This is a genomic window from Duganella sp. Root1480D1, assembly GCF_001427305.1.
Taxonomy (GTDB): Bacteria; Pseudomonadota; Gammaproteobacteria; order Burkholderiales; family Burkholderiaceae_D; genus Rugamonas.
On sequence record NZ_LMFZ01000001.1, the window covers coordinates 496,447 to 509,824 of the forward strand.

The 13,378-nt window shown below is 60.6% G+C and carries 16 protein-coding genes; 3 read left to right on the forward strand and 13 right to left on the reverse strand.

The features are described from left to right. Window positions 1-41: 41 nt before the first annotated feature. From ASD58_RS02540 to ASD58_RS02560, 5 genes are all read right to left on the reverse strand, one after another. Complete coding sequence (locus ASD58_RS02540) at window positions 42-701, reverse strand: peroxiredoxin (protein ID WP_057259507.1); 660 nt, start codon at window positions 699-701, stop codon at window positions 42-44. 72 nt (window positions 702-773) lie between these two features. After that, the gene (locus tag ASD58_RS02545) at window positions 774-1,088 is read right to left on the reverse strand and encodes a hypothetical protein (protein WP_057259508.1); all 315 of its coding nucleotides are present in this window, start codon (window positions 1,086-1,088) and stop codon (window positions 774-776) included. Next, window positions 1,085-2,380: a hypothetical protein gene (locus ASD58_RS02550; protein WP_057259509.1), complete on the reverse strand. Its 1,296-nt coding sequence runs from the start codon at window positions 2,378-2,380 to the stop codon at window positions 1,085-1,087. Before ASD58_RS02550 ends, ASD58_RS02545 begins: the two co-directional genes overlap by 4 nt. Window positions 2,381-2,777: 397 nt before the next feature. Beyond that, entirely contained in the window at window positions 2,778-3,404 is a 627-nt protein-coding gene (locus ASD58_RS02555) for a hypothetical protein (RefSeq protein ID WP_057259510.1), read from the reverse strand. After that, window positions 3,405-4,406 (reverse strand): hypothetical protein, encoded by a 1,002-nt coding sequence (locus ASD58_RS02560; protein WP_156401120.1) that lies wholly within the window; start codon window positions 4,404-4,406, stop codon window positions 3,405-3,407. 76 nt (window positions 4,407-4,482) lie between these two features. On the opposite strand from ASD58_RS02560, the gene ASD58_RS02565 reads away from it, so the two are divergent. Continuing rightward, complete coding sequence (locus ASD58_RS02565) at window positions 4,483-5,139, forward strand: SMI1/KNR4 family protein (protein WP_057259512.1); 657 nt, start codon at window positions 4,483-4,485, stop codon at window positions 5,137-5,139. Here ASD58_RS02565 and ASD58_RS02570 read toward each other — a convergent pair. Genes ASD58_RS02570 through ASD58_RS02580 form a run of 3 tightly spaced genes read right to left on the reverse strand, consistent with a single transcriptional unit; the run spans window position 5,126 to window position 7,337 of the window. Beyond that, window positions 5,126-5,776: a hypothetical protein gene (locus ASD58_RS02570; protein ID WP_057259513.1), complete on the reverse strand. Its 651-nt coding sequence runs from the start codon at window positions 5,774-5,776 to the stop codon at window positions 5,126-5,128. The genes ASD58_RS02565 and ASD58_RS02570 overlap by 14 nt on opposite strands. Beyond that, complete coding sequence (locus ASD58_RS02575; RefSeq protein WP_057259514.1) at window positions 5,776-6,372, reverse strand: MarC family protein; 597 nt, start codon at window positions 6,370-6,372, stop codon at window positions 5,776-5,778. The genes ASD58_RS02570 and ASD58_RS02575 overlap by 1 nt, the downstream gene beginning before the upstream one ends. Next, complete coding sequence (locus ASD58_RS02580; RefSeq protein WP_156401121.1) at window positions 6,369-7,337, reverse strand: hypothetical protein; 969 nt, start codon at window positions 7,335-7,337, stop codon at window positions 6,369-6,371. Before ASD58_RS02580 ends, ASD58_RS02575 begins: the two co-directional genes overlap by 4 nt. A 178-nt stretch (window positions 7,338-7,515) precedes the next feature. On the opposite strand from ASD58_RS02580, the gene ASD58_RS02585 reads away from it, so the two are divergent. Next, a complete protein-coding gene (locus tag ASD58_RS02585; RefSeq protein WP_057259710.1) occupies window positions 7,516-7,956 on the forward strand; it encodes an FKBP-type peptidyl-prolyl cis-trans isomerase in 441 nt (146 codons plus the stop codon). 55 nt (window positions 7,957-8,011) lie between these two features. Here ASD58_RS02585 and ASD58_RS02590 read toward each other — a convergent pair whose 3' ends face one another. The 3 genes from ASD58_RS02590 to ASD58_RS02600 are packed head-to-tail and all read right to left on the reverse strand — an operon-like array spanning window position 8,012 to window position 11,053. Then, the gene (locus ASD58_RS02590) at window positions 8,012-8,557 is read right to left on the reverse strand and encodes a phosphoribosyltransferase (protein WP_057259516.1); all 546 of its coding nucleotides are present in this window, start codon (window positions 8,555-8,557) and stop codon (window positions 8,012-8,014) included. A gap of 19 nt (window positions 8,558-8,576) precedes the next feature. After that, window positions 8,577-9,887, reverse strand: a complete 1,311-nt coding sequence (locus tag ASD58_RS02595) for an adenylosuccinate synthase (RefSeq protein ID WP_057259517.1) — start codon at window positions 9,885-9,887, stop codon at window positions 8,577-8,579. Window positions 9,888-9,892: 5 nt separating this feature from the next. After that, window positions 9,893-11,053, reverse strand: coding sequence for an ATP phosphoribosyltransferase regulatory subunit (locus ASD58_RS02600; RefSeq protein ID WP_057259518.1), 1,161 nt, complete (start codon window positions 11,051-11,053; stop codon window positions 9,893-9,895). Here ASD58_RS02600 and ASD58_RS31000 point away from each other — a divergent pair. After that, window positions 11,052-11,207, forward strand: coding sequence for a hypothetical protein (locus tag ASD58_RS31000; protein WP_156401122.1), 156 nt, complete (start codon window positions 11,052-11,054; stop codon window positions 11,205-11,207). The genes ASD58_RS02600 and ASD58_RS31000 overlap by 2 nt on opposite strands. Before the next feature lie 57 nt (window positions 11,208-11,264). Here the strand turns inward: ASD58_RS31000 and hflC are convergent, their stop codons facing one another. Both hflC and hflK read right to left on the reverse strand, forming a co-directional pair. Continuing rightward, window positions 11,265-12,140, reverse strand: coding sequence for a protease modulator HflC (hflC, locus tag ASD58_RS02605; protein ID WP_057259519.1), 876 nt, complete (start codon window positions 12,138-12,140; stop codon window positions 11,265-11,267). Beyond that, window positions 12,140-13,372 carry an FtsH protease activity modulator HflK gene (gene hflK / locus ASD58_RS02610; RefSeq protein WP_057259520.1) on the reverse strand — a complete coding sequence of 411 codons (1,233 nt, stop codon included), beginning with the start codon at window positions 13,370-13,372 and terminating at the stop codon, window positions 12,140-12,142. Before hflK ends, hflC begins: the two co-directional genes overlap by 1 nt. Window positions 13,373-13,378: the final 6 nt, after the last annotated feature.

Below are 13,378 nucleotides of genomic sequence, written 5' to 3' on the forward strand. Positions count from 1 at the left end.
GAAAGTCAAAGGTCTCGAACCAGACCCTGGTTTACCGGGTTTTAAGAAGGCTGCTTAACGATACGCAGATAAGGCTTAGGCGCCTTCCAGCCGCCAGGGAACAGGTTCTTGGCATCGTCATCGCTCACCGAACCGGCGATGATCACATCCTCCCCATCCTTCCAGTTCACCGGCGTTGCCACTTTGTGTTTGGCGGTCAACTGCATCGAATCCAGCACGCGCAGGATTTCGTCGAAGTTTCGGCCGGTGGTCATCGGGTAAGTCAGCATCAGCTTGATCTTCTTGTCCGGGCCAACGATAAACACGGAACGCACGGTCGCATTGGTCGCGGCGGTACGGCCATCCGAAGTGCCTGGCTCCTCGGCCGGCAGCATGTTGTACAGCTTAGCCACTTGCAGGTCGGTGTCGCCAATCATCGGGTAATTAACTTTGGCGCCCTGGGTTTCTTCAATGTCGCTGGCCCATTTGCTGTGGTTTTCAACTGGGTCGATCGACAAGCCAATGATTTTGGTATTCCGTTTGGTGAATTCCGGTTCGATCTTGGCCATGTAACCCAGCTCCGTGGTGCACACCGGCGTGAAATCCTTCGGATGCGAGAACAGGACGGCCCACTGGTCGCCAATCCATTCATGGAAATCAATCGGGCCCTTGGTAGTCTGGGCCTTGAAATTTGGTGCGGTATCGTTGATGCGCAGGGACATGACAGCTCCTTTAATGATTGGCGTAGCGGGATCATTATCGTGCCATGCCGTCATTATCAAAGCAACACGTTTTCAGCTCAGCAGGTCACCTAAGGCCGAGATTCCGTCGCCGAGCAGGGCGATGACATCGATTCCCGCCTCGACACCGTCAATGACGTCCAGCGGATTGATTCGCGAAGATTCCGCCTGCACGGGCGACCGCAGCGCCAGGCGCGCCCGGATCTCTTCACGGCGTGCGTGTTCGGCCTCGCGTTGCGCGATCAGCTCCGGCGCCAGCTTCACCTCCTCCGGCAGATTTGCGCCGCAATACAGGCAGCGCGCCACACTGCGGTTCAGCACCCCGCGGTTGCAGGCAGCGCAGCGGAACTTCGGTTCGATGTCTTTCATGCAGCAGCACGGTCCTGCACCAACACCGCCCCCACCAGGTCGCCCTGCGACACCAGCGCAGAACGACCTTGCGCGTCCAGCGCAAACAGGCCGCGGCCATTGCTGTAGACGATGGTGCCGTTCGGTGTGATATCAAACGAACTCACATTGTTCGCCACGACGGATTCGCCGCCGCTGCGCATGCGCCGCACCAGCTGCCACGACGATGGCACCAGCGAAGGAATGCCGCCAATGCTGGCCTCCTTGCGCAGCGCGCGTTCGGCATTGATGCGCTTGCCCTGCAGGACGATGTCCTTCATATCCGCCTGCATCGGCATGCCGCTTGCGCCGGTCAGCGGCTTGCGCGAGTACATGAGCGAGAAGAAATTCAGGTAATGGAACACGGCACGCAGCAGGCGAAATGGGAAGAACAGGGTGTCGAGCACCACGTTCCCCGCGTTGTACTGCTGCGGTTCATAAGGCCGGCGAATGAAGAACAATGCACCGTCCGGCGCCACGCGCGGCGACAGGAAGTCATAGCGGGAATCTTCCAGCACCGGCGTAATGCGGCCAGTCGCTGTATTCAATTCCTGCAGCGTCACATGGCCCGTCGCAGCCCAGCCGCCATGCTGGTCGCGCCCAATCGCTGCGGATTGGTAAATCACGGTGGACTCGTCGCCTGGCACTGGCGTAGGCGAGGAATCGATCGTATCGCCGCCGGTCAGTTCGCGCAGGCCATCGCCATTGCTGCGCATGGTCGCGATATGACTGACGCCACCGCGCCCGCGCAAGGCGCAAACAATCGTCTCGCCGGAGGGCGACAGGCACAGGTCATCGAGCTGCAATTGCTGACGGTGCAGCAAGCGCTCCTCATGCCCGCTGGCGATATCGTAGGAAAACAAGCCACCCATGCCATGGTCGGCCTGGAAGTACAGCAGCTTTCCCTCACCGGCGAACAGCGCCGACGAGATCAGGAACGGATCGCTGTGGCGCTCGAAATCGCGATAGTTGCCCTGCGCCGCAACGCCAAAGGCGGTGTCCTTTTTCCATGCGTTCTTTTCGCGGCTGCGCTCCGCGCGGTCCATTGCCTGCTGCGCGTAGGGGCTGGAAATTTCCTGCACTGCGCCATAGCCGCCCTGCACGAACAGCTTGCCGTTGGAGACCCAGCCGATCTGCACCGGCGGCACGCTGCCACCCATCGCCTGCGCCGGCGCCGTGCCTTGCGAGGCGGCCGGCTGGACATACTGGTTGGTCGACTTATAGAACAGCACGACCAACAGCACAACAATTCCCAATATGATCAGGACATGCATGGATCACCTTCACCGTGAAGCCGCAGTGCGGCAAATTCGAATGATTATATTGCCATTGCCCCGCAGAAAAAGTCACGGAAAATCACGCAGCGGAGCCTCAAGTAATGGGGCTTCCCAATCCCGGTTTCTTATTCCTTCACCGGCAAGCGGTAGAGGCTTTCCGCGACTCGCGCCCAATCGGTGCTGAGCGCGTCGGCAAATTGATGGTTAGCCACTTGCGCAGTCCGCTCCAGTCCGGGCGCGACCAGCTCCGCACGCCGCGATCTTTGCTTTCAATGCTTTCATGCGAGGGAAGCCAGCGGCGTCAGGGGATTGGTCTGTGCCGCTTGTGCCAACGCCTCGCGGCTCGCGTCATACCAATCGAACACTCGCAGAATGACCGCAGCCTCCAGCCCACTCAAAGTAAATCGTTACATGCCCTGGTGGTCAAAGAACGCCATACGTATTCTGCCGATTCCGCCCCGGGGAATATGATCACGTTGCTGCGCATCGATTCCATCGTGATCGACAGGACGCATCCACCCGGATGAGCCCTCAGGAATTTTTTCAGTTCAGATGATGCGCGTCGATCCATGCCTTTTGTCGGCTTGGTGTAATACAGCAGGCTAGCATCTCGCGCGTACCACGTGAAAGGGATGCTGTCCGTTTGCGAAAAGAAGCACAGCAAATCGCCATACGAGGGCATGATTTGCAGATGGCCGGCCAACTGCGCGAGAACGCGGCCGCGGTCCGCGAGGAATTCGAGCAAACGTGGCGCGGAAGAAAAATCGAGATCGTATGCACCGCTTGACTGCGCGAGAAATTGCGCCACGTCGTGCGGCAACGGCCGCTCGTCTGTCACTTCCAGTCCGTATAGCCGGGTGATGTCGGCTCCCTGCATCGACTCGGACAAAGCGGCCAGGTACCCAAGTTGCGCACGCAAGCGTTCTTCGCCGCCAGCTCCGGGTTCCGCGAACTGCGCAAACATGGCGCCGGTCTGCAAATAACCCGCACGCAAATTTTCAAGGTAGGCCGACTTTTCCATTTACTCGAACAGGACCGGATAGCGTCGGCGCCCTTCCGTAAGAATCTCCGCGACCAGTGCTTCGGCTTCTGCGCACGGTTCGCCGCCTGCCAGCATCGTTTTCCTGAAGCTGCTTGCCTGCTGGCCGTTTTGAAGTTGACGAAGACCGAGCGGCCAGAGCCATTTCCTGATCAACTGGAGCTTCAGCATGGTGACGGCCTTCCTGTGCTCCAACTGCTCACCGATAGGCATAAATTTCAGCAAAGCCAGGAAAACCAAAGCACGCCAGGTCGGCCTGACATTCTCGGGAATCGGGTAGTTTGTCTTGACCTGCTCATACTCAAGGAAGGCAGGCGTAAGCCACGTTTCCGCCTCGCTCGCCTCAAGCGACTGGACTGCCAGCCGGATAGCGCCCTGCCAGCCCTGTGTCCCCTGCCCCCGCTTCAAGCCACCGGGACGCCCCGACAACAGCTCCGAGAGGCGAACATCCTCTTCGTACTGCCAACGCTGGAAATCAACGCCAGGCGGAATTGGCAGCAAGAAGAACTTCCCAAGCTGCGCAATATAAGCGCGCAGCCGGTCGAAGAAGGAAGAAAACTCAATATCATCATCCGGCAACAGAATCGCGCGGAATGAAGCATGCGGAACGTCATCCGCCTCGGCGCCCAGCGCGAGCTCCATTCCATCCTCTCTGCCCCAAAAAACTTCGCATTGAAGAAGAGACTTGGGGAGGCGCTCAGGCAGATAGCCCATTTCTTCAATGCTGCCCCGCAATGTCTGCGCCAATTGCTCGTCGCCGAGCAATGCATCGACCACTTCATCGGCGCGCTGCCGCAGGCGGTACTGCATCCCCCACGCCATACCCACTGGCGCCAGCAGCATCGCTATGCGCATCTTCGCTGGGGAGATGCGCGCCCACAGCACTTGCACTTCGCCGGCAAGCCGTTGAGGTTCAAGTGTTTGCGTATTGAGGCCGAGGTAGTCGCGGAACTCGAGCAAACGCTCCTTCACGATCATTTGCATCTGCATCCATGGCAAGCCCGCACGGGCGACGCGCTAGCTTAGCAGACTTCAGGTGTCGGCAATCTGGAATAGCAACATGTTCGTTTCGCCGTCCATGCATGCGCACTCAATCGATGCGCTGGAGCAGCAGATGAGACATAATCCCCCGAAGGAGATGCTGCAAACAATGGAATCAATTAAATCGCTGCTGCTATCAATCCGCCAACTCCCCGCCACCATTCAAGTAGAGATTGGCGGCAAAACCTTTTCCGCACAGGTGCATCATCAATTCCGGCCTGCGCTTGAGCGCAATGCGGCGATCCTTGAGCTTAGCCAGCTTGGCGTCGATGCGCCGCAACTGGAGCAGCTATATGAAGCCACCGATGGCTGCGTCTTGTTCCAATGCGGGGTCGATGGCTACTTCCTTCCGCCGGTTCGCTTCTTCCCGCTCAATGCGATCGCCGCGCAAACTGCCTATATGCAGGCTTCCGCTGATGACGAGGAGGATGCAAACGGGGAGCGCCCCCAGCACTCGGGCGGAATGGTGTTTGCCGATGCAGAAGGCACTGGCAATTCCTTCGTGTTGATGAAGCGTGGCGAGTTGCAGGGCAAGGTGGTCTACACGGACCACGATCCCGACGCGGATGCTTTTGCCATTTCACCGCAGGACCTCTTGCAACAACTGGCGCTGCCGCCCCATCAGGGTCTTTGCAAGCTCTGGGGTGCAGATAAAGTCCGGTTCACTGAGTCTTGACGCACTTGCCGGCGAAAGCTTCCACCAGCGCTTTGCGTTCCTCGGGCTGCAGCCTTGCCTGCTCGCCAATACGGCCTTCGCGAACGATGAAGCGTTTGCCGCTGCGCTGCTGATCATCGGCGTAAGTAACGTGAAGGTCGATCTCCGGGACTCGCCTGGACCAGGCCTTCAGCACCGGCGTCGGGCATTTGTTGGCGATGAACCAGACAGTCTTGCGGCCTTCCAACGCCTCTATCATGCCGCCGTCGGCGTTACCTTCGGTTCCCCAATGCTTCAACTGCCATGGCTCCCTGGTCGCAAAGCCATGCTCGGCGAGGTTGCCGGCCGCCCGGTCGGCCATGGCCTTATATTCTGGCCAGCATTCCATCGTGCGGAAGGCTTGCAGCAAGTCCTCCCTGCTTTGCGGCGGAAAGGCCAGGCCCAGGCTGGATGCGGCTTCCTTGAACATCCACTGCGCGGCCACTTTCCGCCAATCTCCGTGGATGGCTTCGTATCCGGTTTCAACTACATTGGACCATTCCAGGTCCAGGGCTGGCGGCATCGCGATGGCGGAATTGAAGTCCACCGCAAGGGCGGTGCCGAACAATTCAGGGTCGGCAGCCGTGTCAATCCTGAAGTAGTTGAAGTTGCCGGCCATTACAGCGTCTTGACGAACTCGCGCACACCGCCAAGCAGCATCTCGATCGACATCGCCGCCAGGATCAAGCCCATCAAGCGTTCGAAGGCAGTCATCACCTGTGAGCCGAGGGCTTTCTGCAAACGCTCCGCGCCAAGGAAGACCACCAGCCATACCACGACCACGGCAGCCAGCGCCGCCACGTGCATCAGCACCTCACCGGTGCTCTCGCGTGAAAACAGCAGCACAGTCGCCAGCGCGGAAGGACCGGCCAGCGCGGGAATCGCCAGCGGCACGATGAACGGTTCACCGCCCTCCTGCTTGCCCAGCACCCCATCCGGATGCGGGAACACCATGCGGATCGCGATCAGCAGCAGGATCACGCTGCCGGCAATGCGCAGCGACGCTTCCGACAGGCTCAGGGCCTTGAGGAAGTGGCTACCGAAGAACATGAACACCAGCAGCACGACGAAGGCAATCAGGCATTCGCGCACCACGATTTTCGGGCGGCGCTTGGGCGGCACGGTCGCCAGGGCCGATGCAAAAATGGGAACGTTGCCGAACGGGTCGGTCACCAGCATCAGCAGGATGAAGGTCTGGAAGAAGTCTTGGGTCATGAGTGCGAGTTTACACCACCGGCTTGCGTCGGCGAAGTAGCGGCTGAACCGCCCTTGCCCAGCTTGCGGTCGCAAGCCTCCACACTGGCCACGTCCGGCCACAGTTCGGGCACGATGCGCTCACCGAGTTCCTGGCGCAGCTTGAGGTAAGTCTCGCGGTCATTGGCGCGGCAGGCAAAGGAGGCGAACTTGTTGCGGCCACGCAGGTCCTGCGGATGGCGCTGCAGCAGGTCTTCAAAGCCCGTCTTCACCATGCGCCATTCCGGCAGGCCGCGCTGCTCGCGGAACTGGATTGCATCGTTGCCATTGCCGTCTTCGCGCCAGTACAGGCGCGCATACATCGCGCCGCCCTCCACTGCCTTGGTGAAGTACACGGCGCGCCGCGCGAACTGGTCGAATTGCACCGCGCTGCCGCCGGCACGCGGGCTATAGGCACGCGACATGGCAAAATGGATCTGCAGGTCATTCGGGAAGGCCTGCACCGCGTCCAGATAGGCGCTGGCTGCGCTGCGGCGCGAGCCGGCGCCTTCCAGTTGCAGGCTGATGTTCAGGCTATGCCACAACGGGCAGGTATTGGCTTGCGCCTTGACGTACTGCAGCCGCGCGATACCGCGCCCTAATTGCTCCTGGTAGAACTCCATCGCTTCTTTCGGCAAGTGGCCCACGGCGCCCAGGCGCAGTTGCGAAGCATAGGCGCGCCAGTAGATGGCTTCCACCAGTGCCTGCGCCAATCCATCCGGGGCCTGCTGGCGCCATTGCTCCAACGCGTTGCGGTCGGCTTCCCAGGTTTGCGTGGTGCGGAAATAGTTGTCGAATTGCGCTTCGAAGCTGGCCGGATCAGCCATGCACGATTCGCGCAGGCCGCGCTCGATGGCGTCGAATTTGCGCTCAGCCCAATGCTTTTGCAGCACGGCCGGTTTGGCGGCTTGGGTCCCGCCTGGCTCCGGAGGCGAAACCGCTAGCATCAAAGACAACAACATCGAAAGAAACATCGACAATCCCGGCGACAGCAAAATGATGCCAAGAATTGTATAGTCATTTCCAAAGGGAAATATATCGAAATACCACTTGTTGCTATATTTTTCGCATTTTGTGGTGGATTCAGTACACTCCTTTCTTTTCCGTTTATTTCGAAAGAAGATGATGAAGCGACTGTTTTCCTCCTGCCTTATCGGCGTAAGCCTTACCCTGGCATTGGCGGGCTGCGACCGCAGCAAGGCGCCGGCCCAAACTGAAGCTGCCGCCATTCCCCTGCAAAAGATCGATACCGTTGTCGGCACCGGCAAGGAAGCGGTTGCAGGCTCCAACGTCGCCGTTAACTATACCGGCTGGATTTACGAACCGAATTCGCCGCAGCAGCACGGCGCGCAGTTCGATTCCTCCATCGGCCGCAGCCCATTCAACTTCCCGCTCGGCGCGGGGCAAGTAATCCCGGGCTGGGACCAAGGCGTGCAAGGCATGAAAGTCGGCGGCAAGCGCACCTTGATTGTGCCGGCCGCCTTGGGCTATGGCAGCAGCGGCATCGGCCCGATTCCGCCAAATTCCAACCTGATCTTCGACGTCGAACTGCTGGAAGTCCGCTGATAAAAAAAGGCGGGAGGGCTTGCGCCCTTCCGCCTTTATTCGAAGCCGTCCACTATCAAGCGGCGGTTTCGCCTTTCTTGATCCAGGCTGCCAGCTGGTGCGGGCGCAGGCCGTCGTAGTCCTCGAACGGCTGGTGGATCCATGGGTTGTGCGGCAGTTCTTCCATCTGGTAGTCAGGCTTGAATGCCGAGCAGCCCTTGGTCCAGATCACAGCCGAACGCACTTCGGTCACGCCTTCAAAGTTGTCCTTCAGGTGCTTCATCACCTTGGTCAGGGTCACGCCGGAATCTGCCAGGTCGTCGACCAGCAGGATCCTGCCGGACAGCGGGCCCTTGGTCATGGTCATGTACTTGGCGATATCCAGGTCGCCGCGCACAGTGCCGGCTTCTTCGCGGTAGGAGCTGGTCGACAGGATCGCCAGCGGCACGTCGAAGATGCGCGAGAACACGTCGCCCGGACGCACGCCGCCGCGCGCCAGGCACAGCACCATGTCGAACTTCCAGCCCGATTCATGAACCTTCAGCGCCAGGCGCTCGATCAGGCGATGGTACTCGTCCCAGCTAACCCACAGGTGCTTTTGGTCGGATACAGGAGTGGTCATGCTTATAGTTCTTTCTTGCTTAGGCAAAAGGATGGCGCAGGACGATGGTCTCTTCGCGGTCAGGACCGGTGGAAACCATATCGACCGGCACGCCGACCAGTTCTTCGATGCGCTTGATGTAGGCGCGTGCGGTGGCTGGCAGTGCGTCCATCGACTTGGCGCCGACGGTGCTCTCGGTCCAACCCGGCATTTCTTCGTAGATCGGCTGGCACAGCGCAGCGTCTTCAGCGCCGACCGGGAAGATCTCGGAATGCTTGCCGTTGATGGTGTAGCCGGTGCAGATCTTCAGGGTTTCCAGGCCGTCCAGCACGTCCAGCTTGGTCAGGCACATGCCCGACACGCCATTGATCTGCACGGAGCGGCGCAGCAGCGCAGCATCGAACCAGCCGCAACGACGGGCACGGCCGGTCACGGTGCCGAATTCGTGACCCACGGAGGACAGGTGGTGGCCAACGCCTGCATCGGTCGGCAGTTCGGATGGGAACGGGCCGGAACCGACGCGGGTGGTGTAGGCCTTGGTGATGCCCAGGATGTAGTGCAGCATACCAGGACCAACGCCGGCGCCGGCAGCAGCATTACCTGCCACGCAGTTCGACGAGGTGACAAACGGATAGGTGCCGTGGTCGACGTCCAGCAGCGAACCTTGCGCGCCTTCGAACAGCAGCGAGCCGCCGGCCTTGTGGGTCGCGTACAGCGCCGACGATACGTCGGTCACCATTGGGCGCAGGCGCGGCACGTAGGCCAGTGCGTCGTCCAGGGTCTTCTGGTAATCGATCTTTGGCGCTTTGAGGTAGTTTTCCAGGACGTAGTTGTGGTAGTCCAGGTTCTCTTTCAGCTTCTCTGCAAAGCGCTCTGCATTCAGCAGGTCGGCAACGCGGATGGCGCGGCGGGCGACTTTGTCTTCGTAGGCAGGGCCGATGCCTTTGCCGGTGGTGCCGATCTTGGCGGCGCCGCGGGCGGCTTCACGGGCAGCGTCCAGCGCGGTGTGGTAAGGCAGGATGACCGGGCAAGCCTCGGAGATCTTCAGGCGGGAAGATACTTCCACGCCGGCTGCTTCCAGCTTGTCGATTTCGCGCAGCACGTCAGGCACGGACAGCACTACGCCGTTACCGATGTAGCAAGCCACGCCTGGGCGCATAATGCCCGAAGGGATCAGCTGCAGGGCGGTCTTCACGCCGCCGATCACGAGGGTGTGGCCCGCGTTGTGGCCGCCCTGGAAGCGCACCACGCCCTGGGCGTGTTCAGTCAGCCAGTCGACGATCTTGCCTTTGCCTTCATCGCCCCACTGGGTGCCGATAACAACAACGTTCTTTGCAGTTTTGTTTGACATCACAATTAACCTAAGTTTTTGAGAATCCAGTTACTACCACTTTCGTCGAGCACCAGCGCGCGATCGCACTCGAACTCGTCCTGTTCATCGTTGTGACCCGGCAGGGACTGGATCACAACTTCGCCGGACTTGCGCAGCTCGGCGATTTTTTCCTTCAATTCCGGTGCATTGCCCCACGGCGCGCGGATCGAATGCTTGCGCTCCGCAGTCGGCAGCAGGCGTGCCAGTTCGCGCAGGTCCAGCGAGAAGCCGGTAGCCGGACGCGCGCGGCCGAATGCTTCGCCCACGTGGTCGTAGCGGCCGCCACGCGCAACCGCGTTCGGCAGGCCAGGCACGTACAGCGCGAACATGGCGCCGCTCTCGTACTGGTAGCCGCGCAGGTCGGCCAGGTCGATCGCCACCTCGGCGCGGCCAATGGCCGATGCCGCCAGCGCAGCCAGTTCGGCCAAAGCGTGGGTGATGCCCGGCAGCGCAGGCAGCACGTCGCGCGCGCGCTTCAGCACCTCGACGTCGCCGTACAGGTTCGGCAATGCCAGCAGTGCGGCACGCGTCACGTCGTTGTACTTGGCGGTCTGCTGCTGCAGGCCGGGTACGTCCTTGCCGCGCAACAGGGCCACGATGGCGTCGTAATCCTTGGTCGCGGCCTGATCCTGTGCCAGGATCGCGCGCAGCACGCCGACATGGGTCAGGTCCAGGCGCATGTCGGTGAAGCCGGCCAGGGACAGCGAGCCGAGCGCCAGTTCCTGGATTTCGGCGTCCGCCTCCAGGCCGGCATGGCCGTAGATCTCGGCGCCGATCTGGTATGGCTCGCGGGTCGCATGCAGGCCGGACGGACGGGTATGCAGCACGGAGCCGGCATAGCACAGGCGGGTCACGGTGGCGCGGTTCAGCAGGTGGGCGTCGATGCGCGCCACTTGCGTCGTCATGTCGGCACGCAGGCCCAGCATACGGCCGGAGATCTGGTCCACCAGCTTGAAAGTGCGCAGGTCCGTGTCGGTGCCGGCGCCGGTCAACAGGGACTCGACGTACTCCAGCATCGGCGGCATCACAAGCTCGTAGCCGTACAGCCGGAAGTTATCCAGCATCAGACGGCGCAACTCCTCGATCTTGCGTGCTTCGGAAGGCAAGACGTCGGCAATATATTCAGGCAAAAGCCAATTCGGCATGGTTGGTGCTATTGAATTAAAAACAATGCAGGCGCAACGACGCCACCCACAAAAGTGGATGACCAAACCGCGTATTTTACGCGAAATTGTTGCGGTGCAGGTAAAAAATGGCGGCAAAAAAATGGGGCGAAAAATAGGGACGGACCCCATTTAATGGAGAAGTCCCCATTAAATGGGGTCCGTCCCCATTTTTTCGCCCATCTTTTTCGGCTTACTTCCCGGAGCCTGCGCTCTTGAAGTATTTGAAGAAATCGGACTGCGGATCGACCAGCATCACGTCAGCCTTGGTCTTGAAGGAAGCGCGGTAGGCCTCCAGCGAGCGGTAAAACTTGTAGAACTCCGGATTGCGGCCGAACGCTTCGGCGTAGATCTGGGACGCCTTGGCATCGCCCTCGCCCTTGATCTTCTCCGCTTCGCGGTAAGCCTCGGCCAGGATCACGGTACGCTGCTTGTCGGCATCGGCACGCACCTGCTCCGATTCGGCCGCACCGGTGGAACGGGCTTCATTGGCCACGCGGGCACGTTCCGCCTTCATGCGCTCGTACACCGAGTTGTTGATCTGCTCAACGTAATCCACCCGCTTCAGGCGCACATCGACAATTTCCACGCCGATCTGCTTGGCCTCGTCCACCACCTTGCTGCGGATCGACTCCATCACCTTGCCGCGCTGGCCGGAAATCACTTCACGCACGGTGCGCTTGGTGATTTCGTCGTTCAGCGCCGCTTTCACGATCTGCTGCATGCGGTCGCCGGCCCTGCCCTCGTCGCCGCCAAAGGAGACAAAATACAGGCGCGGATCGGTCACGCGCCATTTGACGAAGGCATCCACCAGGATGTTCATCTTTTCGGCGGTGATGAAGCGGTCGGCTTCTTTCGGGTCCAGGGTCTGGATGCGCTTGTCCAGGTACACCACGTTCTGGAACGGTGGCGGCAGCTTGAAGTGCAGGCCAGGTTCGGAAATCACCTGTTTCACTTCACCCAGCGCGAACACGATGGCGTACTTGCGCTGGTCCACCACGAACACGGTGGACGACAGCAGCATCAGGGCGATAAAGCCCGTAATCAGGATAGTTGCAAAGCGATTCATTAACGGCCCTCCCGGTCACGGGACGATTCACGCGAACGGCTATCACGGCGGTTCGTGTCAGGTGTCGGTTCCGGCGGCAACAGCACGGCCGCTGGCGGCGGCGGGGTCACGCTGGCAGCGCGGCCCTCGGTAGCAGCCACCTGGGCGATCAGCTTGTCCAGCGGCAGGTACAGCAGGTTGCTGCCGGCCTTGGAGTCGACCATCACCTTGCTGGTGTTGGCGAAGATCTGCTGCATGGTGTCCAGGTACATGCGGTCGCGCGTCACGCCCGGCGCCTTCTGGTACTCGGCCAGCACGGATTTGAAGCGGTCGGCATTACCGGTCGCATTCTGCACCGTCATGGCGCGGTACGCCTCGGCTTCCTGGATCAGGCGGAATGCCGCACCGCGCGCTTTCGGCACGATGTCGTTGGCATAGGCCTGGCCTTCGTTCTTCTGGCGTTCGCGGTCCTGGCCGGCTTTCACGGCGTCGTCGAACGCGGCTTGCACCTGCTCCGGCGGCTGCACGCCCTGCATCGTCACATTGGTCACTTGCGCGCCCGAGTTGTAACGGTCCAGGATGGCCTGCATCAGTTGCTGGGTATCGGTGGCCACTTTCTCGCGGCCTTCATACAGTACGAAGTCCATCTTGCTGCGGCCGACGATTTCGCGGATCGCCGTTTCGGCCACCTGGCGCACCGTATCTTCCGCATCGCGGTTGGCATACAGCCACTTCACCGGGTCGCTCAGCTTGTACTGCACGGCGAACTGGATGTCGATGATGTTTTCGTCTTCGGTCAGCATCAGCGCTTCGGAAGCCATCTTCGACTTCGCGCTGCCGCGGTAGCCTACTTCCACCGTGCGCACCTGGGACATATTCACGATTTCATTGCCCTGGAACGGATACGGCCAGCGCCAGTTGAAGCCGGCCGGCGTGGTGTGGCTGAATTTGCCGAACGTGGTCACCACGCCGGTCTGGCCTTCCTGCACGATGAACGCGCCGGAAGCGAGCCACACCAGGGCTGCCACCGAAGCGACCGCGCCAACGGTGAAGCCGGCGCCTTTCATGTCGCCGCCGCCATTGCCGCCGCCGCCCGAATTGCTGCCGCGGTTTTTGCCGCCGCCGAACAGGCCATTCAGGCGCTGGTTGAAATCACGCCAGAGTTGATCGAGGTCCGGCGGTCCTTCGCCGGGCTTTTTGCCTTCCTGGGCAATATAGTTGCCGAGTCTTTTCTTGAGAGAGGAAAAAGGCATATTTTT

Excerpts from the sequence above, each read along its gene's own strand:
- ASD58_RS02570 (WP_057259513.1), bottom strand. The coding sequence starts at position 5,776 with ATGGCCGGCAACTTCAACTACTTCAGGATTGACACGGCTGCCGACCCT.
- ASD58_RS02555 (WP_057259510.1), bottom strand. The coding sequence starts at position 3,404 with ATGGAAAAGTCGGCCTACCTTGAAAATTTGCGTGCGGGTTATTTGCAG.
- ASD58_RS02550 (WP_057259509.1), bottom strand. The coding sequence starts at position 2,380 with ATGCATGTCCTGATCATATTGGGAATTGTTGTGCTGTTGGTCGTGCTG.
- ASD58_RS02565 (WP_057259512.1), top strand. The coding sequence starts at position 4,483 with ATGTTCGTTTCGCCGTCCATGCATGCGCACTCAATCGATGCGCTGGAG.
- ASD58_RS02540 (WP_057259507.1), bottom strand. The coding sequence starts at position 701 with ATGTCCCTGCGCATCAACGATACCGCACCAAATTTCAAGGCCCAGACT.
- ASD58_RS02545 (WP_057259508.1), bottom strand. The coding sequence starts at position 1,088 with ATGAAAGACATCGAACCGAAGTTCCGCTGCGCTGCCTGCAACCGCGGG.
- ASD58_RS31000 (WP_156401122.1), top strand. The coding sequence starts at position 11,052 with ATGGTTGGTGCTATTGAATTAAAAACAATGCAGGCGCAACGACGCCAC.
- hflC (WP_057259519.1), bottom strand. The coding sequence starts at position 12,140 with ATGAATCGCTTTGCAACTATCCTGATTACGGGCTTTATCGCCCTGATG.
- ASD58_RS02585 (WP_057259710.1), top strand. The coding sequence starts at position 7,516 with ATGAAGCGACTGTTTTCCTCCTGCCTTATCGGCGTAAGCCTTACCCTG.
- ASD58_RS02580 (WP_156401121.1), bottom strand. The coding sequence starts at position 7,337 with ATGCTAGCGGTTTCGCCTCCGGAGCCAGGCGGGACCCAAGCCGCCAAA.
- hflK (WP_057259520.1), bottom strand. The coding sequence starts at position 13,372 with ATGCCTTTTTCCTCTCTCAAGAAAAGACTCGGCAACTATATTGCCCAG.
- ASD58_RS02575 (WP_057259514.1), bottom strand. The coding sequence starts at position 6,372 with ATGACCCAAGACTTCTTCCAGACCTTCATCCTGCTGATGCTGGTGACC.
- ASD58_RS02560 (WP_156401120.1), bottom strand. The coding sequence starts at position 4,406 with ATGCAAATGATCGTGAAGGAGCGTTTGCTCGAGTTCCGCGACTACCTC.
- ASD58_RS02595 (WP_057259517.1), bottom strand. The coding sequence starts at position 9,887 with ATGTCAAACAAAACTGCAAAGAACGTTGTTGTTATCGGCACCCAGTGG.
- ASD58_RS02590 (WP_057259516.1), bottom strand. The coding sequence starts at position 8,557 with ATGACCACTCCTGTATCCGACCAAAAGCACCTGTGGGTTAGCTGGGAC.
- ASD58_RS02600 (WP_057259518.1), bottom strand. The coding sequence starts at position 11,053 with ATGCCGAATTGGCTTTTGCCTGAATATATTGCCGACGTCTTGCCTTCC.